General features: G+C 73.7%; 22 protein-coding genes. 12 read left to right on the top strand and 10 right to left on the bottom strand.

Annotated features, from left to right (window positions below):
• Window positions 1-34: 34 nt before the first annotated feature.
• From cobC to cobA, 3 genes are read left to right on the top strand one after another with little or no spacing between them, the layout of a single operon-like run.
• On the top strand, window positions 35-1,111 hold the full coding sequence (gene cobC / locus ACH495_RS28855) for an Rv2231c family pyridoxal phosphate-dependent protein CobC (RefSeq protein WP_396860858.1): 1,077 nt from the start codon (window positions 35-37) through the stop codon (window positions 1,109-1,111).
• On the top strand, window positions 1,111-2,265 hold the full coding sequence (locus tag ACH495_RS28860; protein WP_396860915.1) for a nicotinate-nucleotide--dimethylbenzimidazole phosphoribosyltransferase: 1,155 nt from the start codon (window positions 1,111-1,113) through the stop codon (window positions 2,263-2,265). Before cobC ends, ACH495_RS28860 begins: the two co-directional genes overlap by 1 nt.
• Window positions 2,262-3,521 carry a uroporphyrinogen-III C-methyltransferase gene (cobA, locus tag ACH495_RS28865; protein ID WP_396860859.1) on the top strand — a complete coding sequence of 420 codons (1,260 nt, stop codon included), beginning with the start codon at window positions 2,262-2,264 and terminating at the stop codon, window positions 3,519-3,521. The genes ACH495_RS28860 and cobA overlap by 4 nt, the downstream gene beginning before the upstream one ends.
• Window positions 3,522-3,681: 160 nt before the next feature.
• Here cobA and otsB read toward each other — a convergent pair whose 3' ends face one another.
• The 4 genes from otsB to ACH495_RS28885 form a co-directional block, all read right to left on the bottom strand.
• Complete coding sequence (otsB, locus tag ACH495_RS28870) at window positions 3,682-6,282, bottom strand: trehalose-phosphatase (protein WP_396860860.1); 2,601 nt, start codon at window positions 6,280-6,282, stop codon at window positions 3,682-3,684.
• Entirely contained in the window at window positions 6,279-7,679 is a 1,401-nt protein-coding gene (locus tag ACH495_RS28875; RefSeq protein ID WP_091069502.1) for a trehalose-6-phosphate synthase, read from the bottom strand. The genes otsB and ACH495_RS28875 overlap by 4 nt, the downstream gene beginning before the upstream one ends.
• A 142-nt stretch (window positions 7,680-7,821) precedes the next feature.
• Window positions 7,822-8,214, bottom strand: a complete 393-nt coding sequence (locus ACH495_RS28880) for a hypothetical protein (protein ID WP_396860861.1) — start codon at window positions 8,212-8,214, stop codon at window positions 7,822-7,824.
• On the bottom strand, window positions 8,211-8,495 hold the full coding sequence (locus ACH495_RS28885; protein ID WP_396860862.1) for a hypothetical protein: 285 nt from the start codon (window positions 8,493-8,495) through the stop codon (window positions 8,211-8,213). Before ACH495_RS28885 ends, ACH495_RS28880 begins: the two co-directional genes overlap by 4 nt.
• Window positions 8,496-8,708: 213 nt before the next feature.
• Between ACH495_RS28885 and ettA the strand changes: the two genes are divergently transcribed.
• The 4 genes from ettA (at window position 8,709) to ACH495_RS28905 (ending at window position 12,202) form a co-directional block, all read left to right on the top strand.
• On the top strand, window positions 8,709-10,385 hold the full coding sequence (gene ettA, locus ACH495_RS28890; RefSeq protein ID WP_396860863.1) for an energy-dependent translational throttle protein EttA: 1,677 nt from the start codon (window positions 8,709-8,711) through the stop codon (window positions 10,383-10,385).
• The gene (locus ACH495_RS28895; protein WP_396860864.1) at window positions 10,378-10,821 is read left to right on the top strand and encodes an acyl-CoA thioesterase; all 444 of its coding nucleotides are present in this window, start codon (window positions 10,378-10,380) and stop codon (window positions 10,819-10,821) included. Before ettA ends, ACH495_RS28895 begins: the two co-directional genes overlap by 8 nt.
• Window positions 10,818-11,486: a hypothetical protein gene (locus tag ACH495_RS28900; protein WP_396860865.1), complete on the top strand. Its 669-nt coding sequence runs from the start codon at window positions 10,818-10,820 to the stop codon at window positions 11,484-11,486. The genes ACH495_RS28895 and ACH495_RS28900 overlap by 4 nt, the downstream gene beginning before the upstream one ends.
• Before the next feature lie 131 nt (window positions 11,487-11,617).
• A complete protein-coding gene (locus ACH495_RS28905; protein ID WP_281937367.1) occupies window positions 11,618-12,202 on the top strand; it encodes a YbjN domain-containing protein in 585 nt (194 codons plus the stop codon).
• Between the two features lie 21 nt (window positions 12,203-12,223).
• Here the strand turns inward: ACH495_RS28905 and ACH495_RS28910 are convergent, their stop codons facing one another.
• The 3 genes from ACH495_RS28910 to ACH495_RS28920 form a co-directional block, all read right to left on the bottom strand.
• Entirely contained in the window at window positions 12,224-12,661 is a 438-nt protein-coding gene (locus ACH495_RS28910) for a globin (protein ID WP_396860866.1), read from the bottom strand.
• A gap of 27 nt (window positions 12,662-12,688) precedes the next feature.
• Window positions 12,689-14,056 (bottom strand): MFS transporter, encoded by a 1,368-nt coding sequence (locus ACH495_RS28915; protein ID WP_396860867.1) that lies wholly within the window; start codon window positions 14,054-14,056, stop codon window positions 12,689-12,691.
• 232 nt (window positions 14,057-14,288) lie between these two features.
• Complete coding sequence (locus ACH495_RS28920; RefSeq protein ID WP_396860868.1) at window positions 14,289-15,362, bottom strand: mechanosensitive ion channel family protein; 1,074 nt, start codon at window positions 15,360-15,362, stop codon at window positions 14,289-14,291.
• A gap of 265 nt (window positions 15,363-15,627) precedes the next feature.
• On the opposite strand from ACH495_RS28920, the gene ACH495_RS28925 reads away from it, so the two are divergent.
• The gene (locus ACH495_RS28925) at window positions 15,628-16,167 is read left to right on the top strand and encodes an HNH endonuclease (protein ID WP_343445522.1); all 540 of its coding nucleotides are present in this window, start codon (window positions 15,628-15,630) and stop codon (window positions 16,165-16,167) included.
• A gap of 11 nt (window positions 16,168-16,178) precedes the next feature.
• On the opposite strand, the gene ACH495_RS28930 is transcribed toward ACH495_RS28925, so the two are convergent.
• From ACH495_RS28930 to ACH495_RS28940, 3 genes are all read right to left on the bottom strand, one after another.
• On the bottom strand, window positions 16,179-17,015 hold the full coding sequence (locus ACH495_RS28930; RefSeq protein WP_396860869.1) for a class F sortase: 837 nt from the start codon (window positions 17,013-17,015) through the stop codon (window positions 16,179-16,181).
• 13 nt (window positions 17,016-17,028) lie between these two features.
• On the bottom strand, window positions 17,029-17,541 hold the full coding sequence (locus ACH495_RS28935; protein ID WP_396860870.1) for a hypothetical protein: 513 nt from the start codon (window positions 17,539-17,541) through the stop codon (window positions 17,029-17,031).
• 109 nt (window positions 17,542-17,650) lie between these two features.
• The gene (locus tag ACH495_RS28940) at window positions 17,651-18,097 is read right to left on the bottom strand and encodes an Lrp/AsnC family transcriptional regulator (RefSeq protein WP_396860871.1); all 447 of its coding nucleotides are present in this window, start codon (window positions 18,095-18,097) and stop codon (window positions 17,651-17,653) included.
• 139 nt (window positions 18,098-18,236) lie between these two features.
• On the opposite strand from ACH495_RS28940, the gene ACH495_RS28945 reads away from it, so the two are divergent.
• Genes ACH495_RS28945 through ACH495_RS28960 form a run of 4 tightly spaced genes read left to right on the top strand, consistent with a single transcriptional unit; the run spans window position 18,237 to window position 23,246 of the window.
• A complete protein-coding gene (locus ACH495_RS28945; protein ID WP_396860872.1) occupies window positions 18,237-19,121 on the top strand; it encodes a tryptophan 2,3-dioxygenase in 885 nt (294 codons plus the stop codon).
• Between the two features lie 14 nt (window positions 19,122-19,135).
• On the top strand, window positions 19,136-20,413 hold the full coding sequence (gene kynU, locus ACH495_RS28950) for a kynureninase (RefSeq protein ID WP_396860873.1): 1,278 nt from the start codon (window positions 19,136-19,138) through the stop codon (window positions 20,411-20,413).
• Window positions 20,413-21,744 (top strand): FAD-dependent oxidoreductase, encoded by a 1,332-nt coding sequence (locus ACH495_RS28955; protein WP_396860874.1) that lies wholly within the window; start codon window positions 20,413-20,415, stop codon window positions 21,742-21,744. Before kynU ends, ACH495_RS28955 begins: the two co-directional genes overlap by 1 nt.
• Window positions 21,745-21,764: 20 nt before the next feature.
• Complete coding sequence (locus tag ACH495_RS28960; protein ID WP_396860916.1) at window positions 21,765-23,246, top strand: 2-hydroxymuconic semialdehyde dehydrogenase; 1,482 nt, start codon at window positions 21,765-21,767, stop codon at window positions 23,244-23,246.
• Window positions 23,247-23,253: the final 7 nt, after the last annotated feature.

The following is a 23,253-nucleotide window of genomic DNA, read 5'->3' on the forward strand; positions in this document are numbered from 1 at the left end:
TCCCGGGGCCCGGCTTCCCGGCAGGATCGCGGTCATGCCCGCACCGCCGACCGCCACCGCGCCCGCCGAACCCGACCTGGGACACCACGGGGACGCCGAGGCCACGCCCGGACTGGTCGATCTGGCGGTCAACGTGCGCCGCGCCCCGATGCCCGACTGGCTGGCCGACCCGATCACCGCCGCGCTGGGTGAGCTGGCCGCGTACCCGGACCCGGCGCCCGCCCGCGTCGCCGTCGGTCACCGGCACGGGCGACCCCCGGACGAGGTACTCCTCACCGCCGGCGCCGCCGAGGGTTTCGTGCTGATCGCCCGCGCGCTGCGCGACGCCCGGCACCCGGTGGTGGTGCACCCGCAATTCACCGAACCGGAGGCCGCCCTGCGCGCCGCCGGTCACCGGGTCGACCGGGTGCTGCTCGACCCGGCCGACGACTTCCGGCTCGACCCGGCCCGCATCCCGGCCGACGCCGACCTGGTCATGGTCGGCAACCCCACCAACCCGACCTCGGTGCTGCACCCGGCGGACACGCTCGCCGCGCTCGCGCGCCCCGGCCGGGTGCTGGTGGTCGACGAGGCGTTCGCCGACACCACCGTCGCGCCCGGCGTCGACGGCGAGCCGGAATCCCTCGCCACCCGCCGCGACCTGCCCGGCCTCCTGGTGGTCCGCAGCCTCACCAAGACCTGGGGGCTGGCCGGGCTGCGGATCGGCTACCTGCTCGGCGACGCCGGGCTGCTGGCCCGCCTCGCCGCCGCCCAGCCGCTCTGGGCGGTCTCCACCCCGGCGCTCGCCGCCGCCACCGCCTGCGCCGGGCCGGTCGCCGTCGCGGCCGAGCGCGCCATCGCCGCCGGGCTCGCCGCCGACCGCGAGCACCTGGTGGCCCGCCTGTCCACCCTGCCCGGGGTACGCGTGGCGGGGCGCCCGGCCAGCGCCTTCGTCCTGATCCACACCCCCGGCGCCGCCGTGCTGCGGGAGCGGCTGCGCGAGCACGGCTGGGCGGTACGCCGGGGCGACACGTTCCCCGGGCTCGGCCCGGACTGGCTCCGGATCGCGGTGCGCGACCGGGCCACCACCGACGCGTTCATCGAGACGCTGGCACGGATCCTGGAGGCATGATGCTGGAGTCCACCGTCGCGGCGATCCGCCCGTCGGACGAGTCGGCCATGGCGGCGGCACGCGAGCTGCAGGGCCGGCTGACCAAGCCCGCCGGCTCGCTCGGCGCCCTGGAGCCGCTCTCCGTACGCCTCGCCGGGCTGGCCGGCGCCTGCCCGCCGCCGCTGCCCGGCCCGGCCGCGGTGGCGATCTTCGCCGGCGACCACGGCGTGCACGCCCAGGGTGTGACCCCGTGGCCGCAGGAGGTCACCGCCCAGATGATCGGCAACTTCCTGGCCGGCGGCGCGGTCGTCAACGCGTTCGCCCGGCAGGCCGGCGCCTCGGTCACCGTGGTCGACGTCGGCGTGGCCACCCCGCTCCCGATCGGCCCGTCCGCCGACCCGGCCGCGCACCCCGCCGCCTCGAACGGTCCGTCCACCGCCCCGGCGGTGCTCTCCGCCGGCCTCGTCGCGACGCCCGCCGACCCGGTCGGGCCGCGCCTGGTGGCGGCGAACGTGCGCGCCGGCACCCGGGACATGACGGTCACCGAGGCGCTGACCCGGGACGAGGCCCGGGCGGCGGTGGAGACCGGCATCCGGGTCGCCGGCGAGCTGATCGACGCCGGCGCCGGCATCCTGCTCACCGGCGACATGGGCATCGGCAACACCACCCCGGCCGCCGCGCTGGTCGCCGCGTTCACCGGCGTGGACGCGGCGGCGGCGACCGGCCGGGGCACCGGTGTGGACGACGAGACGTACGCCCGCAAGGTCGGCGTGGTGCGGGCCGCGCTGGAGCGGCACACGCCCGACCCGGCCGACCCGCTGGGCGTCCTCGCGGCGGTCGGCGGGCTGGAGCACGCCGCGCTGGCCGGGCTGATCCTCGGTGCCGCCGCGCGTCGGGTGCCGGTGCTGCTCGACGGCGTGATCGCGGTCAGCGCCGCGCTGGCCGCAGCCGCGTTCGCGCCGGACGCGGTGGGCGCCATGGTCGCCGGGCACCGCAGCGCCGAGCCGGGCGCCACGGCGGCGCTGCGGCACCTCGGGCTCGACCCGCTGATCGACCTGGGGCTGCGGCTCGGCGAGGGCACCGGGGCGCTGCTCGCGTTGCCGGTCGTCACCGGCGCGGTCCGGGTGCTGCACGAGGTGGCCACGTTCGACGCGGCCGGGGTGGCCGAGAAGTGAGCGGGCCGGCCCGGGAGGCGTCGCCCAGCCCGTACCCGCTGGGGTTGCGGCTGGCCGGCCGGCGCGTGGTCGTGGTGGGCGGGGGAGCGGTGGCCACCCGGCGGGTGCCCGCGCTGCTCGACGCCGGTGCGGACGTGCTGCTGGTGTCGCCGGAGCTGACGCCGGCGCTGCGCGCGTACGCCGACGCCGGGCGGCTGCGTTGGGAGCCGCGCCGGTTCGCCGTCGACGACCTGGACGGGGCCTGGCTGGTGCAGGTGGCGGTGGACGACCGGGCCGCCGCCGCGGCGGTGAGCGCCGCCGCGGCCGAGCGGCGGATCTTCTGCGTCCGGGCCGACGACCGCGTCGCCGCCAGCGCGTGGACGCCCGCGGTGACCCGGCACGGCCCGGTGACGGTGGCCGTCCTCGGCGGTGGCGACCCGCACCGCGCGCGGGCCGTCCGCGACGCCGTCCGCACCCTCCTGAGTGCAAGCAGGGGCCCCCGGTTAACGGATTCGGTAGAGGAGGGGGCCCCGCTTAACACCGCCAGCGGCGGTGGGCGTGTGGCGCTGGTGGGGGCCGGGCCCGGCGACCCGGAGCTGATCACCGTGAAGGGCTGGCGGCTGCTCACCGAGGCCGAGGTGGTGGTCGCCGACCGGCTCGTCCCCGGGCTGCTCCTGGACGAGCTGCGGCCGGACGTCGAGCTGGTCGACGCGTCGAAGATCCCGTACGGGCCGTCGCGCGCCCAGGAGGAGATCAACCGGATCCTGGTGGACCGGGCCCTCGCCGGCAAGGTCGTGGTCCGGCTCAAGGGCGGCGACCCGTACGTCTTCGGCCGGGGCGGTGAGGAGTTGCTGGCCTGCGCCGAGGCGGGTGTGCCGGTGACCGTGGTGCCGGGGGTGACCAGCGCGATCGCGGTGCCCGGGGTGGCCGGGGTGCCGGTGACCCACCGGGCGGTGGCGCACGAGTTCACTGTGGTCTCCGGGCACGTCGCACCGGACTCGCCGGCCTCGCTGGTGAGCTGGGAGTCGCTGGCCGGCCTGCGCGGCACGCTGGTGATCCTGATGGGCCTGAAGAACCTGGCCGCGATCGCCGCCACGCTGATCGCCCACGGCAAGTCGCCGACCACCCCGGCCGCGGTGATCCAGGAGGGCACCACCGCCACCCAGCGCACCATCAGCTCGACGCTCGGCACGGTGGCCGCCGACGTGACCGCCGCCGCGCTCCGCCCACCGGCCATCGTGGTCGTCGGCGACGTCGTGCACGCCCTCACCCCCTGACGTCGATCGTGCACTTACTGCCCCGGCAAAGGGGATATACCGTGACATCACGAGGGCACCAAGTGCATGATCGACGCGGTGGGGCGGGGTGGGGCGGGGTGGGGCGGGAGCGTGGTGCGGCCCGGGACCGTGGGGTCCCGGGCCGCGTCGTGTGCTCGGGTCACTGCTTGAGCATGTTGTCCAGCAGCAGCGCGCAGCGGATCAGGCCGAGGTGGCTGTACGCCTGGGGGTGGTTGCCCAGGCCCCGCTCGGCCAGCGGGTCGTACTGCTCGGGGAGCAGGCCGGTGGGGCCGGCCGTGTCGACCATCTGGGTGAACAGCTCCTCGGCGTCGGTGCGGCGACCGGTGCGCAGGTAGGCCTCGATCAGCCACGCCGTGCAGATGTGGAAGCCGCCCTCCCGGCCGGGCAGGCCGTCGTCCCAGTGGTAGCGGTAGACCACCGGGCCGCTGCGTAGGTCCGCCTCGATCTTGAGCACGGTGGAGAGGAAGCGCGGGTCGTCGCCGGGAAGCAGCCCGGACAGGCCGATCCAGAGCGACGACGCGTCCATCTCGTCGTGCCCGTACGCGACGCTGTATGCCTCGGCCTCCGGGTGCCAGCCGTGCTCGAGCACGTTGGCCCCGATCCGGTCGCGCAGGTCGACCCACTCCGGCCGGTCCTCGCCGCCGTGCTGGCGCACCACGTGCAGCGCCCGGTCGACAGTCATCCAGAGCATGACCTTGGAGAACACGTGGTGCCGGGGTGGGAGGCGGGCCTCCCAGATGCCGTGGTCGGGCTCGTGCCAGCGGCGGCGGACCGCCTCGACCATGTTCTCCAGCACCCGCCACTCGTCGTCGCGGACCGAGCCCCGGGCGTCGGCCACCGCGGCGATCAGGTCCGCCACCGGGCCGAAGACGTCGAGCTGGAGCTGGTGGTTGGCCAGGTTGCCGACCCGGACCGGCCGGGAGCCGGCGTAGCCGGGCAACGTGTCGATGACCGCCTCGGCACCCAACTCGTAGCCGTCGACAGTGTAGAGCGGGTGCAGTCGCTCCGGGTGCCCGCCGGTGCGCTCCACCACGCCGTCGATCCAGCGCAGCAGCCCTTCGGCCTCCTCGGTGGAGCCGAGGTCGACCAGCGACCGCGCGGTCATCGCCGCGTCCCGCAGCCAGCAGTAGCGGTAGTCCCAGTTGCGGACCCCGCCCAGCTCCTCGGGGAGCGAGGTGGTCGCCGCGGCGAGGATCGACCCGGTCGGCTCGTGGGTGAGCCCGCGCAGGGTCAGCGCGCTGCGGGCGACCAGGTCCCGGGCGGTGGTGGGCAGCCGCAGCGAGGCCACCCAGTCCTTCCAGGGCTGCTCCGCGGCGGCCTGCCGCTCGTGCACCGGCACCCGGTGCGGCTCCAGGCTCTGCGTGCCGAAGCGCAGCTCCAGCACCACCTGCCCGCCGGCGGCGGACAGGTCCACCACCGCCTTCGCGGTCTCGTACCCGGCGTCGTTGGTGACCTCCCACTCGACGCCGGGGGAGTGCAGCGCGACCGGCTCGTTGGAGCCGAGCACCAGCAGCCCGTCGTCGAGCGGCTGGAGCTGCACCGCGACCTGCCCGAACTCGGGGCGCGGCGCGAACTCGACGCGGGCCCGCCCGGTGCCGCTGAGCACCCGGACCAGTGTCGAGTCGCCGCTGACCACGGCCGGGTCGTCCGGCGTGGTCTGCCGGACGGGCAGGTCCAGCCAGTCGGTGACGGTCAGGCCGGACCAGCGGGTCTCCACCGTCATGGTGTTGCTGCGGTAGCGCTGGCCCAGCGGGATGCCGCCGCGCTCCGGGCCGATGGTGAAGTGCCCGGCCGGGCTGCCACCGACCAGGTCGGCGAAGATCGCCGCCGAGTCCGGCTTCGGGTGGCACAACCAGGTGATCTTGGCTTCCGGGGTGACCAGCGCGACCGTACGCCCGTTGGCGAGCATCGAGTGCCGTTCGATCGGCACCGCCCGTTCGCCGAAGAGCCAGTGCCGCCGGGTCTCCAGCAGCAGGCCGAGCGCGCGGGCCGCCTCGATCGGCTCGGCCACCCGGTAGTCGGCCTGGGTGTCGCCGGGGCCGATCTTGATGCCGACGTCCGGCCCGTGCAGGTTGCCGAACGCGTTCTCGTCGGTGACGTCGTCGCCGATGAAGAGCACCGCGCCGGCCGCGAGCTGGGTCCGGAGCTGGTCGACAGCGGTGCCCTTGTGGGTGGCCACCACGGACAGCTCGATGACCTCCTTGCCCTGGGTGACGGTCACGCCGTCCCAGGTGGCGGGGCCGCTGCGGACCGCGTCCACGGCGGCGGCGGCGACCTGCGGGTCGACGCCGCGGGTGTGCACGGCCACGCTGGCCGGCTTGCGCTCCAGCCGGACCCCGGGGTGCGCGGCGGCGATGTCCCGCAGCGTCTCGCGGAGCCGGTGCCGGACCGCGATCAGCTCCGGGCTGAGCCGCTCGACGAAGCCGATGTCGAACTCCGAGCCGTGGCTGCCGACCAGGTGCACCTCGCTCGGCAGCCGGGAGAGTGTGGCCAGGTCGCGCAGCGCGCGGCCGGAGACCACCGCGACGCTGGTCTGCGGCAGCGAGGCCAGCGCGCGGATCGCGGCGACCGACTCGGGCAGCGGCACGGCCTTTGTCGGGTCCTCGACGATCGGCGCGAGTGTGCCGTCGTAGTCGCAGGCGACGAGGAGCTGAGGGATCCGGGCGATGCGGCCGATCGCGGCACGCAGTTCCGGGTCGAGCACGCCACCGTGAGCGGTGGCGGCGGCGGACGGGGTCACGCAGCCTCCGTATCGGGGACGCCGAGCTCGCTGAGGAACGACTTGGCCCAGTGGCCGACGTCGTGGCTGCGCAGATGGCGCTGCATGACGCGCATCCGGCGGCGGGCTTCGGGTTTTTCGACGTGCACGGCCCGGAGCAACGCGTCCTTCACCGCGTCCGGGTCGTGCGGATTACACAGGAACGCCTGGCGCAGCTCGGTGGCGGCGCCGGCGAACTCACTGAGCACGAGCGCGCCGCCCTGGTCGGCGCGCGATGCGACGTACTCCTTGGCCACCAGATTCATTCCGTCTCGCAGCGGGGTCACCATCATCACGTCGGCCGCGACGTACATCGCGGCCAGTTCGGAGCGACTGTACGACTGATGCAGATAATGCACCGCCGGCACGCCGACCCGGCCGAATTCACCATTGATCCGGCCAACCTCGCGTTCCACCTTCACCCGAAGTGCCTGGTAGTGCTCCACGCGCTCGCGGCTGGGCGTGGCGACCTGCACCATAACCGCGTCCGGAACTGTCAACTTTCCGTCAGCAAGGAGTTCGCGGAAGGCCTTGAGTCGGAGTTCGATGCCCTTGGTGTAGTCGAGCCGGTCGACGCCCAGGATGATCGTCTTGGGGTTGCCCAGCTCCTCGCGGATCTGCTTGGCCCGGGCCTGGATCGCCGGGTCCTCGGCCAGCCGCTCCATCTCCCGGGTCTCGATCGAGATGGGGAACGCGCCGGCCTTCACCTGCCGGCCGTCGACCTGGATCATCTGCCCCTCGTAGCGCAGGCCGAGCAGGTGCCGGGCCAGCCGGACGAAGTTCTGCGCCGCCAGCCGCTGCTGGAAACCGACCAGGTCGGCGCCGAGCAGGCCGCGCAGGATCTCGGCGCGGAACGGCATCTGCATGAACAGCTCGATCGGCGGGAACGGGATGTGCAGGAAGAACCCGATCTTCAGGTCGGGGCGCAGCTCGCGCAGCATCGCCGGGACGAGCTGGAGCTGGTAGTCCTGGACCCAGACCGTGGCGCCCTCGGCCGCCACGTCCGCAGCGGCCTCCGCGAACCGGGCGTTCACCAACCGGTACGCCTCGCGCCAGCGCCGCTTGTAGGCGGGCGTCTCGACGGCGTCGTGGTAGAGCGGCCAGATCGTCGCGTTCGACTGGCCCTCGTAGTAGCGTTCCAGCTCCTCGGCGCTCAGCGGCACCGGGTGCAGCCGGATCCCCTCCAGGTCGAACGGCTCGGGCGCGGCGCCGGTGCCGCCGGCCCATCCGACCCAGGTGCCCTGGTGCTCGGCGAGCACCGGGTGCAGCGCGGTCACCAGGCCGCCGGGGCTGCGCCGCCACTGCCGTCCCTCGGGTGTGCTCACCTCGTCGACCGGCAGTCGGTTGGCCACTACGACAAAGGAGCTACGGACGGTCACGATCGGCCACCTCCGGGTACTGACGGGTCCACCGCGATGAGCGTACTGAGCGTAGCTGCGGCGTCTGATCCCCCGTGCCGGAGTCCACTACCCGCCCCCGGAACCGCCGAACCCTGCTCGTGATCTTGTCGACACCGGCCGGTCAGAGGTCGATGACCGGCCATTCCTTCGGCAGTACCTCGCCGAGCAGTTCCCGCCGGTCCGTCATGATCGGCACGAGCGGGTTGGCGGCGGCTTCCATGGCGAGGTGGGCCAGGTCCATCCGACCGCTCATCCGACGCGACCAGCCGCCGAGGTAGCTGCACATGTCCGGTTCCACGGTGCTGATCCGCACGTGCGGCAGTGCGGCGAGCAGTTCGAGCAGCTCCCACTGCGCGGCGGTGGCCCGTTCGTGGGCGTGCGCCAGGCAGAGGCCGGGCACGAGCACGTCCCGCGCGTAGTCGGCGGCCTCGGCGATCCTCGCCCCGACGTCCCGGGCGCCGGAGGAGTAGGCCAACAACGCGGCCGTGTCGAGCGCCAGGCCGAACTGCGTCATCGACGCGCCTTCGCCCGGGCGGCCAGCACCTCGGCCCGGAGCTGGGCGGCCTGCTCGCGAAGCTCGGGTGTGATGCCGGCGGTGAGCTGTTGCATCTCCGCGTGGGCCCGGGCCACGTCCTCGTCGGTGATCGTGAGTCCGGCGCGGGTGAGGAGAACCCGGGTCTGCTCGCCGGCCATCTGGCGGCGCACGGCCCGGGCCACGAAGGCGGAGACGTTCGGCTCCTGGGCCAACCGCTCCGCGACGTCGTCCGGGAGGCTCACGGCGATCTTCTTGGTCATACGCAAACGTTAGTCAGTCATACCGACAGGTGGCAACGCGCCACGCCGTACCGGTGCTGGGGTGGGGTGATGTGGGCGCGGCCGCCCGTACCTGTCAGGATTGACGACGGCGTGCGCACGGCCGGCTCCCGGCCGGCGGCGGCGGGCGGAGTCGAAGCCCGCGCCCCGCACCCCGCAAGCCCGCGATCGCAACCGACGGAGGTAGCCCGCACCGTGGCTCAGTTCATCTACGTCCTGGAGAAGGCACGCAAGGCGCACGGCGACAAGGTCGTGCTGGACAACGTGACGCTGAACTTCCTGCCGGGTGTCAAGATCGGTGTGGTCGGCCCGAACGGCGCCGGCAAGTCCAGCCTCCTCAAGATCATGGCAGGGCTCGACCGGCCGAGCAACGGCGAGGCCCGGCTCATGCCCGGCTACTCCGTCGGCATGCTGGCGCAGGAGCCGCCGCTCAACGACGCCAAGACCGTCCTGGGCAACGTCGAGGAGGCGGTCGCCGAGACCAAGGCCAAGCTGGAGCGGTTCAACAAGATCGCCGAGCAGATGGCGACCGACTACTCCGACGAGCTGATGGAGGAGATGGGCAAGCTCCAGGAGGAGCTGGACGCCGCCGACGCCTGGGACATCGACTCCAAGCTCGAACTGGCCATGGACGCGCTGCGCTGCCCGCCGCCGGACGCCGACGTGACCCAGCTCTCCGGTGGTGAACGCCGCCGGGTGGCGCTGTGCAAGCTGCTGCTGGAGGCGCCCGACCTGCTGCTGCTCGACGAGCCCACCAACCACCTGGACGCGGAGAGCGTGCAGTGGCTGGAGCAGCACCTGGCCAAGTACGCCGGCACCGTCCTGGCCATCACCCACGACCGGTACTTCCTGGACAACGTGGCCAACTGGATCCTGGAGCTGGACCGCGGCCGGGCCTACCCCTACGAGGGCAACTACTCCACCTACCTGGAGAAGAAGGCCGCCCGGCTCTCCGTCGAGGGACGCCGCGACGCCAAGATGCGCAAGCGTCTCTCCGAGGAACTGGAGTGGGTCCGGTCGAACGCCAAGGCGCGGCAGACCAAGTCCAAGGCCCGCCTCGACCGCTACGACGAGATGGCCGCCGAGGCGGAGAAGACCCGGAAGCTGGACTTCGAGGAGATCCAGATCCCGCCGGGCCCGCGCCTGGGCAGCACCGTCATCGAGGCGCACGGCCTGACCAAGGGCTTCGGCGACCGGGTGCTGATCGACAACCTGTCGTTCTCGCTGCCGCGCAACGGCATCGTCGGCATCATCGGCCCGAACGGCGTCGGCAAGACCACGCTGTTCAAGACCATCGTCGGGCTGGAGCAGCCGACCAGCGGCGACGTCAAGGTCGGCCCCACCGTGCAGCTGTCGTACGTCGACCAGAACCGGCAGGGCCTGGCCGGCGACAAGAGCGTCTGGGAGGTCGTCTCCGACGGGCTGGACCACCTCATGGTGGGCAAGGTCGAGATGCCGTCCCGGGCGTACATCGCCGCGTTCGGCTTCAAGGGGCCGGACCAGCAGAAGCCGACCAAGGTGCTCTCCGGTGGCGAGCGCAACCGGCTCAACCTGGCGCTGACGCTGAAGATCGGCGGCAACGTCATCCTGCTCGACGAGCCGACCAACGACCTGGACGTGGAGACGCTCTCCAGCCTGGAGAACGCGCTGCTGGAGTTCCCCGGCTGCGCCGTGGTCATCTCCCACGACCGGATGTTCCTGGACCGGGTCGCCACGCACATCCTGGCCTGGGAGGGCGACGACACGAACCCGGCGAAGTGGTTCTGGTTCGAGGGCAACTTCGAGGCGTACGAGAAGAACAAGATCGAGCGGCTCGGCGCCGACGCGGCCCGGCCGCACCGGGTGACCTACCGCAAGCTCACCCGTGACTGACCGCTTCGTCTACCACTGCGCGCTGCGCTGGTCCGACCTGGACGCGTACGGCCACGTCAACAACGCCCGCTTCCTCACGCTCTACGAGGAGGCCCGGGTGGCGATGATGTTCGCCGGCGGCCTGGCGTGGGGGGTGGGCTCGTTCGCCGACGGTGTGGTCATCCGCCGGCACGAGGTCGACTACCTGCGCCCGGTCGACTACGCGCTCGGCCGGGCCAGCGCGGAGGCGGCGCCGAGCGTGCGGATCGAGCTCTGGGTCGACCAGATCCGGGCCGCGTCGTTCTCGGTCGCCTACGAGCTGTATGACGGCGACGCGCTGGCCGGCACCGCCCGGTCGGTGCTGGTCCCGTTCGACCTGTCCACCCAGCGCCCGCGCCGGATCTCGGCCGACGAGCGGGCGTTCCTGCTGCGCTACGCCCCCGGGCTGGCCGGATGACCGGGCCGGCGGGCGGGCACGGGTTGACCGGGTTGGCCGACGCCGGCGCCTTCCTGGCCCGGCTGGTCCGGCTCGACCCGGCCGCCCTGGTCCGGCTCCGTCCGGTGCCGGGCGCCGGCCGTACCGCCCTCTGGGCCCACCTGCCGTGGGGGGTGCTCGTGGTGCGTACCGTGCCCGGCGACGCGCCCGGCGACGTCACGGTCGCGGCGGCGGAGCTGCTGGCCGAACTCTCCGCCGGGGGCGCGGCGCTGCCACGGCGGCGCGACGACGGCTGGCGCTGGCCGCTGCCACCGCCGGCCAGCCGGCCGGTCGAGAGGCTGCCCGGCGCGGAGCTGCGCCGGATCGCGGACGCGGCGGCCGGGACGCTGCGCGAGGCGGCCGCCCACGGGGTGGCCGGCCGGGCGGTCGGCCAGCGGGTGCTGCGGGACGCGCTGCTGGACCACGTCGCGGTGGTGGTGACCCCGGACGAGGCGCCCGGCGCGCCGGTGGAGGTGTCGCAGCGGCTGGTGCAGGGCATGGTGCGGCTCGGCTTCCTCGGCGCCGGGGACGTTCAGGTGCGGGTGGCCGGCCGTTGGGTCGGGCTGGTCGGGCCGTACGGGGCGGCGTGGTCGCGTACCGTCGCGGACCTTGCACTCACGCCCACCCGGGGTCACCCGAACGGATGACCCGGCATCGTTCTTCCGGGCTGGGGCGGCCGGTGGGGGGATGCCTCCTGCCGGCTGTCCGGGTACCGTCCATCCTCGGATCCAACGCACCGTAGGCGGCTGGATCCGCTGGGGAGTGAGGTGCGCGAGCGATGCCGTGGTGGTCATGGCGCCCCGGTCCCGCCGGTGGCGGCGATCCGGAAACTCGAAGCGGGACCACAGTGGACGACAGCGTCCGGGTCGGGCCACCGACCCCACGCCGGCCGGACGACGACGCGGCGGCGCCCGAGCGGCCGGTCATCGCGGACATGCCGGCCACTGTCGCCCCGGTCACCCTGAGCCGGGTCTGTGACGCACTCGACCTGCTCGACGTGCGTTACCTGGCCGACGGCGACGGCAACCTGCTGGCCATGTGGGAGCGACACGCCGTGCTGGTCGCGCTGGAGGGGCCGGAGGACGAGATCCTCGTGATGCGGGCCCGTCCACACGCGACAGTGCCGCCGGACTGGGCCGACCGGGCCTACCGGGTGGTGAACGAGTGGAACCACACCCGCCGGTTCTGCAAGGCGTACATCGGCGACCCGACCGAGCGCGGCCAGCTCCCGATCTACGCCGAGCTGCAGGTGCCGCTCGGCGCCGGCACCCACGACGCGCTGCTGGTCGAGATGCTCGACTGCGGCGCCGCGGTGGCCACCACGTTCGTCGACTGGCTGCACGACGAGGGCGCCCTGCTCTGAGCCCGCGCCGGCGGGCGTCGGTCAGCCCGCGGCCGGGTCGTCCGCCACGTTCACCATGAAGTACGCGGCCCGCTCCAGGTAGTCCCAGAGCGCGGCGGCGAGCTGCGGCGGCAGGTCCAGCGTGTCCACCGCCTGCCGCATGTGGTGCAGCCAGGCGTCGCGTTCGGCGGCGCCGATCCGGAACGGGGCGTGCCGCATCCGCAGCCGAGGGTGCCCGCGCTGCTCGGAGTAGACGCGCGGGCCGCCCCAGTATTGGATCAGGAACAGGGTCAGCCGGTCCGCCGCCGGGCCCAGGTCCTCCTCCGGGTACATCGGCCGCAGCAGCGGGTCGTCGGCGACGCCGGCGTAGAACTCGTCCACCAGCTTGCGGAAGGCGGGCTCACCGCCGATCGCCTCGAACAGCGTCATCGACTCGCCTGGGGAAGTCACGCTTCCATCCTGCCAGGCGCGACCCGGCATCCGCGCCCGCCCGCCGGGCGGCGGCTGTCACGTCACCGCGTGCCGGCGCCGGGCGGGCTCCCGCCCCCGGTCGCCCACGGCCGGCTCCCGGGGCGCGAGGTGGCCGCTCCCGGCGGCCGACTCGGCCCGGGCGGTGTCGACGGCCGCCTCGATCGTCGCCGGGCGGGGCCAGGTGACCGCCGCGACGAGCATGAGCAGCACCCCGGCCGCGCTCCACAGCCCGACCACCGTCGGAATGGTGAACCGCTCGGCCAGCGCGCCGGTGGCCAGCACCGAGGCGCCCTGGATGATCTGCGTGCCGCTGGCCATCACCCCGAACGCCCGCGCCCGGTAGCCGTCCGGCAGCGCCTGCACGAAGAGGCCGTTGGCGACCGGGACGATGCCCCCGACCGCGAAGCCGCACGCGGCGGCCAGCAGGGCCACCACGGCCGGCGGCGGGTCGAGCAGCGAGGGTACGAGCACCGCCGGCGCGAGGACCGCCAACGGCGGCATCAGGGCCAGCCGGCGGGCCGGCGCGGTGAGCCGGCCGATCAGCAGCCCGCCGAGGACGTAGCCCACCGGGTTGGCGGCCATGATGACCGCCTGGGCGGTGCCGGCGTCCATGCCGCCGCCGGTGCGCTCGGCGGCCCAGCCGGCGGCCAGCCCCTCGGGCACGATCGAGAAGAGCATGGCGCTGAACACCAGCACCGCGATGGCCCGCAGCACCGGCCGTTCGAAGACGATCCGGAAGCCCTGCCCGGTCTCCCGCAGCAGGTGGCTGCGGTGCGCCTCGGTCATCGACGGGGCGCGGTCCCGCAGGCCGAACCGGACCAGCGCGGCCGACAGCGCGAACGTGCCCGCGTTGATCAGCAGGGCGGTGCTCGGGTTCAGCACCGCGATGGTGGCGCCGGCCAGGTAGCCGACGACCTGGGCGGCCTGCCCCGCGCTGGTCGACGCGGCGAGGCCCACCACCAGCCGGTCGCCGGTGAGCACGTGCGGCAGCAGCGCCGAGCGCGCCGCCTGGCTGGGCGGGTTGGCCAGCGTCGCCAGGAAGATCAGGCCGAGGATCGACCAGGCCGGCATGAACGGCATGGCGACCAGCACCATCAGCGCCATCCGGATCAGGTCGCAGAGCACCATGACCCGGCGGTAGCGGTGCCGTTCGGCGAGCGCCGAGAGCAGCGGGCCGCCGATCAGCCAGGGCAGGTAGCTGGCCGCGAAGGCGGCGGCGGAGAGCGCGACCGACTGGGTCTCGCGCAGCACGAGCACGGTGACCGCGGCCTTGGCGAGGTAGTCGCCGACCCAGGACAGGACGTTGGCGGCGAAGAGCGCGCGGAACTCCGACTGGCCGAACACGTCACGGAAGGTGGCCGGGCTCTCCTGGGCGGGTCGCTGGTCGGACACCGTCGCCTCCATCGTTCCGAGCCGGCCACTTGTGGTGGCCCGACCGGGAACCGTCGTCAGATCAACCGATCGGCGAGGACACGACACACTCCCCGAGGGAGCGTGTTCACCGGATTCTGCCCGATCGTCTGACAACTGACTAGGGCGAACGGATTGATCGTCGCATCTCCGACTGAACGAACGGACGATACCCGAGGGGCCGCGCGACGCGCGACCCCCGGAAATCGTCCGCCCGCCCCGGCCCTCAGGTGGTCCCGCCGGTGCCCGTTCCCCCCGGCCGGAGCGGCGCCGGCGGCTGCGGCGGCAGCCCGGGATAGAGCCGGGCGGCGGCGATCTGGGCGGTGATCCCCGAGTTCTCCAACGCCTCCGCGAGCCGGCGGCGCAGCTCGCGGCCGACCGCGAACTGTCCGTCGGCGGTGGTCTTGACCACGGTCCGGATCACCGCGCCGTCGACAGTCATCTGTTCCACGCCGAGCACCTCCGGCTGCTCCACGACCTGCGGCGCCAGCTCCGGGTCGAGTGCCACCGACGCCGCCGCGGTCCGCAGCACCGCGGTGGCCTCCTCGGTGCCGGCGAAGCCGATCGGCAGGTCCACCACGACCAGCGCCCAGCCCTGGCTCTTGTTGCCGACCCGGATGATCTCCCCGTTGCGGATGTACCAGAGCACGCCCCGACCGTCGCGCACCGTGGTCACCCGCAGGCCCACCGCCTCCACCACGCCGGTGGCCTCGCCGAGGTCGACCGTGTCGCCCACGCCGTACTGGTCCTCGATCAGCATGAACAGGCCGGCGATCAGGTCCTTGACCAGGCTCTGCGCGCCGAAACCGAGCGCCACACCGGCGATGCCGGCGCTGGCCAGCAGCGGGGCCAGGTCGAAGCTGAACTCCTTGAGCACCATCAGCAGCGCGATGCCGAAGACGAACGCGGTGACCATGCTGCGCAGCACCGACCCGATCGCCTCGGCGCGCTGCCGGCGGCGCTCCGGCACGAACTGCTCCGGGTCCAGTGTGGCGCTGGGGATCCGCTCGCGCAGCGGGCGGAGCATGGTGGGCACCGCGCCCTGGGTGGTGGTGCGCACCAGCCGGTTGATGGTCCGGTGCAACGCCCAGCGGGCGGCGACGGCCAGCAGCAGGATCAGCGCCACCCGCAACGGCTTCAGCAGGATCCAGTAGCTGCTCTCGGCGAACCAGGCGGAGTTGGTGAGCCGGTACACCCACTCGCAGGAGCTGCTGCCCTGGCAGTCCGGGCGCCGGTCGGAGACGGCGGACAGCACGGCGGTGATCAGGTCGGAGACGTTCACGGGAAATTCGTACCGCACCGGGGGCGCGGGGACCGCACGGACCCGCCCCGACACTGACGGACCGGGGCGGCGATCATCCCGGGCGGAACCGGTCATCTTGGCACGCCGGTGTCAGCCTCCCAGCGGGTACCCCGGATTAGTGCGTGCAATCCGGGGCGCGATCAGGGACTATTGGCCCAACGGACGTCGGTGATCCGGCCGACGTCGGGGCCGTTCCGCGCAGTGTGCGGGGCGGTCTCGGCGTGGTGGTGGCGGGAGCGGCTGGACCGGGAGGGTGAGCGCGATGCCTGACATACGACCCACGGCGGGCTCCGGTGCACTCGTTCTCAACGCCACCTACGAGCCCCTGTGCGTCGTGTCGGTGCGTCGTGCCGCCATCCTCGTCCTCTCCGCCAAGGCGGTCTGCGTGGCCGACGGCGAGGGCATCCTGCACAGCGCGCGCAACGCACTCCCGGTGCCCTCCGTGGTGCGGCTGACCCGCTACGTCCGGGTGCCCTACCGCACCCAGGTCGGGCTCTCCCGCCGGGGGATCTTCGCCCGGGACGGGTGGCGCTGCGCCTACTGCCGCGGGCCGGCGGAGACCATCGACCACGTCTTCCCGCGCAGCCGGGGCGGCCGGCACGCCTGGGAGAACGTGGTGGCCGCCTGCGCGCGCTGCAACCACACCAAGGGCGACAAGACACCGGCCGAGCTGGGCTGGCGGCTGCACCACCTGCCGGTGGCGCCAAAGGGCAACGCCTGGCGGGTGCTGGGCCACCGCGCGCCCGACCCACGCTGGGCGGACTGGCTCGACCTGCGCGAACCCGAGCCCGAGGCGGCCTGACCGGTCGGCGCTCAGCGGGCCTGGACCAGCGAGGCGTAGACGACCAGGTTGTCGGCGTACCCGGTCTCGCCGCCCACCCAGCGCCCGCCGCAGGTGATCAGCCGCAGGTTGGGGCGGCTGAAGTCGCCGTAGATCTCCTGCACCGGCAGCTTCTCCTTGCCGTACCGCTCGATCGAGGTCACCTCGAAGACCGCCACCGACCGGTCCTGCCGGGTCACCTCGATCCGGTCGCCGTCGTCGAGCTCCCGCAGCCCGTGGAAGACGGCCGGACCGGTAGTGGTGTCGACGTGCCCGACCAGCACCGCCGGGCCGTACTGGCCGGGGGTGGGGCCCTGGTCGTACCAGCCGACCTCGCCGGCCCGGCTGACGTCCGGCACCGCGATGCTGCCGTCCGGCGCGATGCCGACCCGGTGCACCGGGGCACGCAGGTCGAGCTTGCCGATGGTCAGGTCGGTCGGCGGGCTGGCCGGCAGCACCGGGAACTTCTTCGGCGGCGGGCGCAGGCCCGCGACGATCCGGTCCGGCAGCACGCTCACGCCGGTCACCCGCTCCACCCCGAGCATGGCCACGATCAGCGCCATCAGGCCGGCCACCACCAGCACCGGGACGCCGGGGCCGGGCCTCGGGGCGTACCGGCGGGTGGTGCCCGTGGCGGCGTGGGCCGCGACCGGGCGGGCGTGCGGGTCGGCGGTGGTGACGCTGGCCGAGAACGCCTGCCCGGCGGCGTGGGTGAACCGGCGCGCGGCGCGGGACGCCAGCCGGTACGCGGTCCGGAGCCGCCCGGTCCGGCCCGGTGGCGCGGCGCGGCGGGTCCGGCCCCGACGGGTGCGGCGCGCTGAGCGGGCCATCACGTCGCCGGGGTCAGACGCGGCCACCGGGCTTGCGGCGGGCGCTCGCGCCGGCGATCACGGCCACCGCCGCGAGGCCGCCGACCAGCAGCAGCGAGCCGGTGCCCCGGCCGCCGCCCGCGGTGCCCCCGCCGCCGGTCGCCGGGCCCTTGCTCGGCTGCGACATGTTCAGCACGGTGAGCATGGTCGAGGCGGTGTTGCCGTTGGCGCAGTCCAGGTTCACCGGGTAGTCGCCGGGCGCCTTGTTGGCGGGCACGGTGACCGAGCCGGTGAGGAAGCCGTTGTTCGACCGCAGCGTCACCCGGCCGAACGCGTCCGAGGTGACCTGGGCCTGGCGGTTGTTGCTGGCGTCGCAGCCGGCCCGGAGGTTCACCCGGGAGCCGGCGTTGACGCTGTTCGGCGTCACCTCGATGAAGACGCTCTCCCCGGCCCGGGCCGGTACGGCCGTGGTCAGGACGAACGCCGCGACCAGGCCGAGCAGGCCCAGTACGGACGACAGCGCGCGATGTGACAGGAGCCCTGGCATGATTCCCCCCTCCCGGTGCGAGGCGCACCGGAATCCTGCTGACGGGCAGCGGGGCTGCCTTCCCGGCCAGCGGGGCTGTTAACAGGGGGCCCCGCCTCTACCCGAGGCGTTAAGCGGGGGCCCCTCCTTTCACCACCGGATGCCAGGCCAGCGGCGTGGACAGGACCATGGTGCTGGAGGGTTGGCCGTAGGGGGCCAGGCGGTCGATGACGGCCTCGAACTCACCCATCGAGGCGGCGGCGACCTTGAGCATGCTGCACGCGTCGCCGGTGATCCGGTGGATCTCCATGATCTCCGGCCACTGCGTCACCCGCGGGTCGTTGAGGATGCACCGCGAGCCGTAACAGGACATCCGGATCAGCGCCAGCACGGTCCGTCCGGCCCGGGTCAGGTCCACGTGCGCGTGGTAGCCGGTGATCACCCCGGACTCCTCCAGCCGCCGGACCCGCTCGGCGACGGCCGGCGGGGACAGGTGCACCCGGCGGGACAGCTCGCTGAACGAGAGCCGGGCGTCGGCCTGGAGTTCCCGCAGCAGCGCCCAGTCCATGTCGTCCACGCGGCGACCTTTCTTCCGTGAAGTCGGGGACCCGAGATGCTTTCGGCTCGTGAGGTCAGACCACCTTACCGCCGTTGAACCGGCATTCCATCCGCGCGCCCACCAGCGAGATCATGGCGTCTACCCCGCACGGACGGAGATGACTGTGGAACACACGACGGCGGTGCGCCCGGCCACCTCGCAGCAGCGGGCGGCCCGAGCGGCGCGCAACGGAGGTGAGCCGACGCTGGAGTTCGCCGAGCGCGTGCCATACGACGCGTACGTGCACGCCAGCACGCTGCACCGGCTCCAGCAGCCGCTCAGCGACGACCCGGGCGAGATGTCCTTCCTGATGGTCAGCCAGATCATGGAGCTGTACTTCAAGCTGACCTGCCACGAGCTGCGGCACGCCCAGCGCGAGCTGCGGGCCAACCGGATCTGGGAGGCGCTGCCGCCGCTGCGCCGCGCCGCCCTGCACCTGGAGGGGCTCAACGCCGCCTGGCAGGGGCTGCGCTGGATGACGCCGGCCGACTTCAACCGGTTCCGGGACCGGCTCGGTGAGGGGTCCGGCTTCCAGTCCGCCATGTACCGCCAACTGGAGTTCCTGCTCGGCCTGCGGGACCCGGCGCTGATCCGCCCGTTCCGCCGGCAGGCCGACGTGCACGCCGAGCTGACCGCCGCGCTGGCCACGCCGAGCCTCTGGGACGACGTGGTCGCGCTGCTCGCCCGGCGCGGCTTCGGCCTGCCGGCCGAGCTGCTGGAACGGGACGTGACGGCCGAGCACGAGTCGCACCCGGCCGTCGAGGCGGCCTGGGTCCGCGTCTACGGCGACGGCGGGCCGGACAACCACCTGCGCCTGCTCGGCGACGCGCTCACCGAGGTGGCCGAGCAGTTCGGCGACTGGCGGTGGAACCATGTGAAGGCGGTGCAGCGCACCATGGGCGCGAAGGTCGGCAGCGGCGGCTCGGCCGGGCTGGCATGGTTGCAACGCAGCATGGCCCGGGTGGTCTTCCCGGAGCTGTGGTCGGCCCGTACCGCGATGTGACCGGAGAACAATCGATGATCACCCCCGAGAGCGAAGCCCACCGGCTCGACGCCGCCGACGCCGGCCACCGGCACCTGTTCCACGTGCCGCCGGCCGAGGGTGGGCGCTACCCCGACGTGGCGTACCTGGCCGGCAACTCGCTGGGCCTGCAACCCCGGGCCACCCGTGACGAACTCGTCGCCGACCTGGACGCCTGGCGACGGCTGGGCGTCGAGGGGCACCTGGAGGCGGAACGGCCCTGGCTGCCGTACCACGAGTCGTTGACCGCGCCGGCCGCGCGCCTGGTCGGCGCGCTGCCCACCGAGACCGTGGTGATGAACTCGCTGACGGTCAACCTGCACCTGCTGATGGTGAGCTTCTACCGGCCGGCCGGCGAGCGTACCCGGATCGTCATCGAGGACAGCGCGTTCCCGTCGGACAGCTACGCGGTGCGCAGCCAGGCCCGGTTCCACGGCCTGGACCCGGACGCCACTGTGGTGCGGCTGAAGCCCCGCCCGGGTGAGGACACCCTGCGCACGTCCGACGTCACCGACTTCCTGGCGGCCGAGGGGCACACCGTCGCGCTGCTGCTGCTCGGCGGCGTCAACTACCTGACCGGCGAGTTGATGGACATCCCCGCGATCACCGCCGCCGGACGGGCCGCCGGCGCGGTGGTCGGCTGGGACCTGGCGCACGCCGCCGGCAACGTGCCGCTGGCGCTGCACGACTGGGACGTCGACTTCGCCGCCTGGTGCTCCTACAAATATCTCAACTCCGGGCCGGGCGCGCTGGCCGGCGTCTTCGTCCACGAACGCCACCTCGGCGATCCGTCGCTGCCCCGCTTCGAGGGCTGGTGGAGCACCGAGGCGGCCACCCGGTTCGAGATGACGCCGGTGTCCCGGCCACCGGCCACCGTGGAGGCGTGGCAGATCTCCAATCCGCCGATCTTCGCGATGGGCCCGGTGCGCACCTCGCTGGCGCTGTTCGACGCGGTCGGGCTGCCGGCGCTGCGCGAGCGCAGCCTGCGGCTCACCGGCTGGCTGGAACGACTGCTCGACGAGGTGACGCCGGGCCGGCCGCTGACCGTCATCACGCCGCGCGACCCGGCCCGGCGGGGCTGCCAGCTGTCGGTCCGGGTCGCCACGGTCAGCGCCGGTGAGCTGACCAAGCGGCTGCGGCACGAGCACGGGGTGATCGCCGACGCCCGGGAGCCGGACGTGGTCCGGTTCGCGCCGGTGCCGCTCTACTCGACGTACCACGACTGCTGGCGGGTCGCCGAGGCGCTGGCCGCGACCGTCGCGAAGGAGGGCTGATGAGCACCGAACGCGACGAGGTAGCGGTGGTCGGGGCCGGGCTGGCCGGCTGCCTGCTGGCCTGCTTCCTGGCCCGCCGGGGCTACCCGGTGGCGCTCTACGAGCGGCGGGGCGATCCCCGCGCCGGCACTGTCGAGCGGGGCCGCTCGATCAACCTGGCGCTCTCCGAGCGCGGCCTGGACGCGTTGCGCCGGATCGGCTTGGACGAGCAGGTGATGGCGGACGCGCTGCCGATGCGCGGCCGGATGATCCACCCGGTCGAGGGCGAGCCGCAGTTCCAATCGTACAGCGTCTCCGGCGACCGGGCGATCAACTCGATCAGCCGGGGCGCGCTGAACAACGCGCTGCTCGACGCCGCCGCCGCGCTGCCGGGCGTGCGGGTCGCGTTCGACCACCGGCTGGTCGGCCTCGACCCGGTCGCCGGCGAGATGACGTTCGAGACGCCGCAGGGCAAGGTCACCGCCACCGCGCCGGTCGTTCTCGGGGCCGACGGCGCCGGCTCCGCGGTGCGCGGGCAACTGCTGGCGTACGGGGGGCTGACCGAGAGCCTGGACTTCCTCGACTACGGCTACAAGGAGCTGACCATCCCGCCGATCGGCGGGGAGTTCGCAGTGGACCCCGGCGCGTTGCACATCTGGCCGCGTGGCACCTCGATGATGATCGCGCTGCCGAACCCGGACCGCTCGTTCACCTGCACGCTGTTCTGGCCCACCCACGGCACGAGCAGCTTCGCGTCGCTGAGCAGCCCGGCCGCGATCGAGCGGTTCTTCGCCACCCACTACCCGGACCTGGTCCCGCTGGCGCCGAACCTGGTCGACGACTACCAGCACAACCCGGTCGGGGTGCTCGGCACGGTGCGCTGCACGCCGTGGCAGGTGGCCGGCCGGGTCGGCCTGCTCGGCGACGCCGCGCACGCCATCGTGCCGTTCTACGGCCAGGGCGCGAACTGCGCGTTCGAGGACGTGGTCGAGCTGGACCGCTGCCTCGACGAGTGCGACGACGAGTGGGCCGCCGCGCTGCCGCTGTTCCAGCACCGCCGGCAGGACGACGCGGAGGCGATCGCCCGGATGGCGCTGGCCAACTTCGTGGAGATGCGGGACAAGGTCGCCTCGCCGGTGTTCCGGGCCCGCAAGACGGTCGAGCACGCGCTGGAACGGGCGCTGCCCGGCCGCTACGTCTCCCAGTACGAGCTGGTCTCGTTCTCCACCACCCCGTACGCGCAGGTGCGCCGCCGGGTCCGCCGGCAGTACGCCGCCGTCGGCGCGGTCGCGGCCGGCGCGGCGGCGCTGCTGGCCGCCGGGGTCGGCGCGGCGCTGGGGAGGCGGCGGTGACGCGCTGGGACCCCCGGCTGATGACCGGCCACGCGCCGGACGGCCCGGGCCTGCTGCGCAACTTCGTCGGCGGCGCGTTCGTCGACGCCGGTCCCCGGTTCACCAAGCGCAGCCCGGTGACCGGCGAGCCGGTCTTCGAGGTGGTGGAGGCGTCGGAGTCGGTGGTCGACGACGCGGTCGCCGCCGGCCGGGCCGCGCTGCGCGGCCCGTGGGGCCGGATGGGGGAGCGGGAACGCGCCGAGGTGCTGCGTCGGGTCGCCGACGAGTTGGAGCGCCGCTTCGACGACCTGGTGACGGCCGAGGTGGCGGACACCGGCAAGGCCATCTCGCAGGCCCGCACGCTCGACATCCCGCGCGGCGCGGCCAACTTCCGGGCGTTCGCCGAGATCGTGGCGACCGCGCCGACCGAGTCGTTCACCACTGTCACCCCGACCGGCGGCCGGGCGCTCAACTACGCGGTCCGCAAGCCGGTCGGCGTGGTCGCCGTCATCGTGCCGTGGAACCTGCCGCTGCTGCTGCTCACCTGGAAGGTCGCCCCGGCGCTGGCCTGTGGCAACGCGGTGGTGGTCAAGCCCAGCGAGGAGACGCCGGCGTCGGCCACGCTGCTGGCCGAGGTGATGGCCGCGGCCGGTGTGCCGGACGGCGTGTTCAACCTGGTGCACGGCTTCGGGCCCGGCTCGGCGGGCGAGCACCTGACCCGGCACCCGGGCGTGGACGCCATCACGTTCACCGGCGAGTCGGCCACCGGCAGCGCGATCATGCGGGCCGCGGCCGACGGGGTGAAGGCGGTCAGTTTCGAGCTGGGCGGCAAGAACGCCGGTCTGGTGTTCGCGGACGCCGACCTGGACGCGGCGGTCGCCGGCTCGGTGCGGTCCAGCTTCACCAACGGCGGCCAGGTGTGCCTCTGCACCGAGCGGATCTACGTGCAGCGGCCGGTCTTCGAGGAGTTCACCGCGCGGCTGGCGAAGCGCGCCGACGAGCTGGCGTACGGCTGGCCGGCCGACGAGGCGACGGTGAACATGCCGTTGATCTCGCACGCCCACCGGGACAAGGTGCTCGGCCACTACGCGCTGGCCCGTACCGAGGGCGCCGAGGTCCGCGCCGGTGGCGGCACGCCGCGCTTCGGCGACGCCCGCGACGGCGGCGCGTACGTGCAGCCGACCGTGCTCACCGGGCTCGGGCCGGACGCCCGGACCAACCGCGAGGAGATCTTCGGGCCGGTGGTGCACGTCGCGCCGTTCGACGACGAGGACGAGGCGTACGCGCTGGCCAACGGCACCGACTACGGCCTGGCGGCGACCGTCTGGACCCGGGACGTGGGGCGGGCGCACCGGGCCGGGGCGCGGCTGGACGCCGGCATCGTCTGGGTCAACACCTGGTTCCTGCGCGACCTGCGCACCCCGTTCGGCGGGGTGAAGGCGTCGGGGGTCGGCCGGGAGGGCGGCGTGCACTCGCTCGACTTCTACTCGGAACTGACGAACGTCTGCGTGGACCTGACGTGAGTGAGAA

It is taken from the genome of Micromonospora sp. NPDC018662 (assembly GCF_044391475.1).
In the GTDB taxonomy this organism is placed as follows: domain Bacteria; phylum Actinomycetota; class Actinomycetes; order Mycobacteriales; family Micromonosporaceae; genus Micromonospora.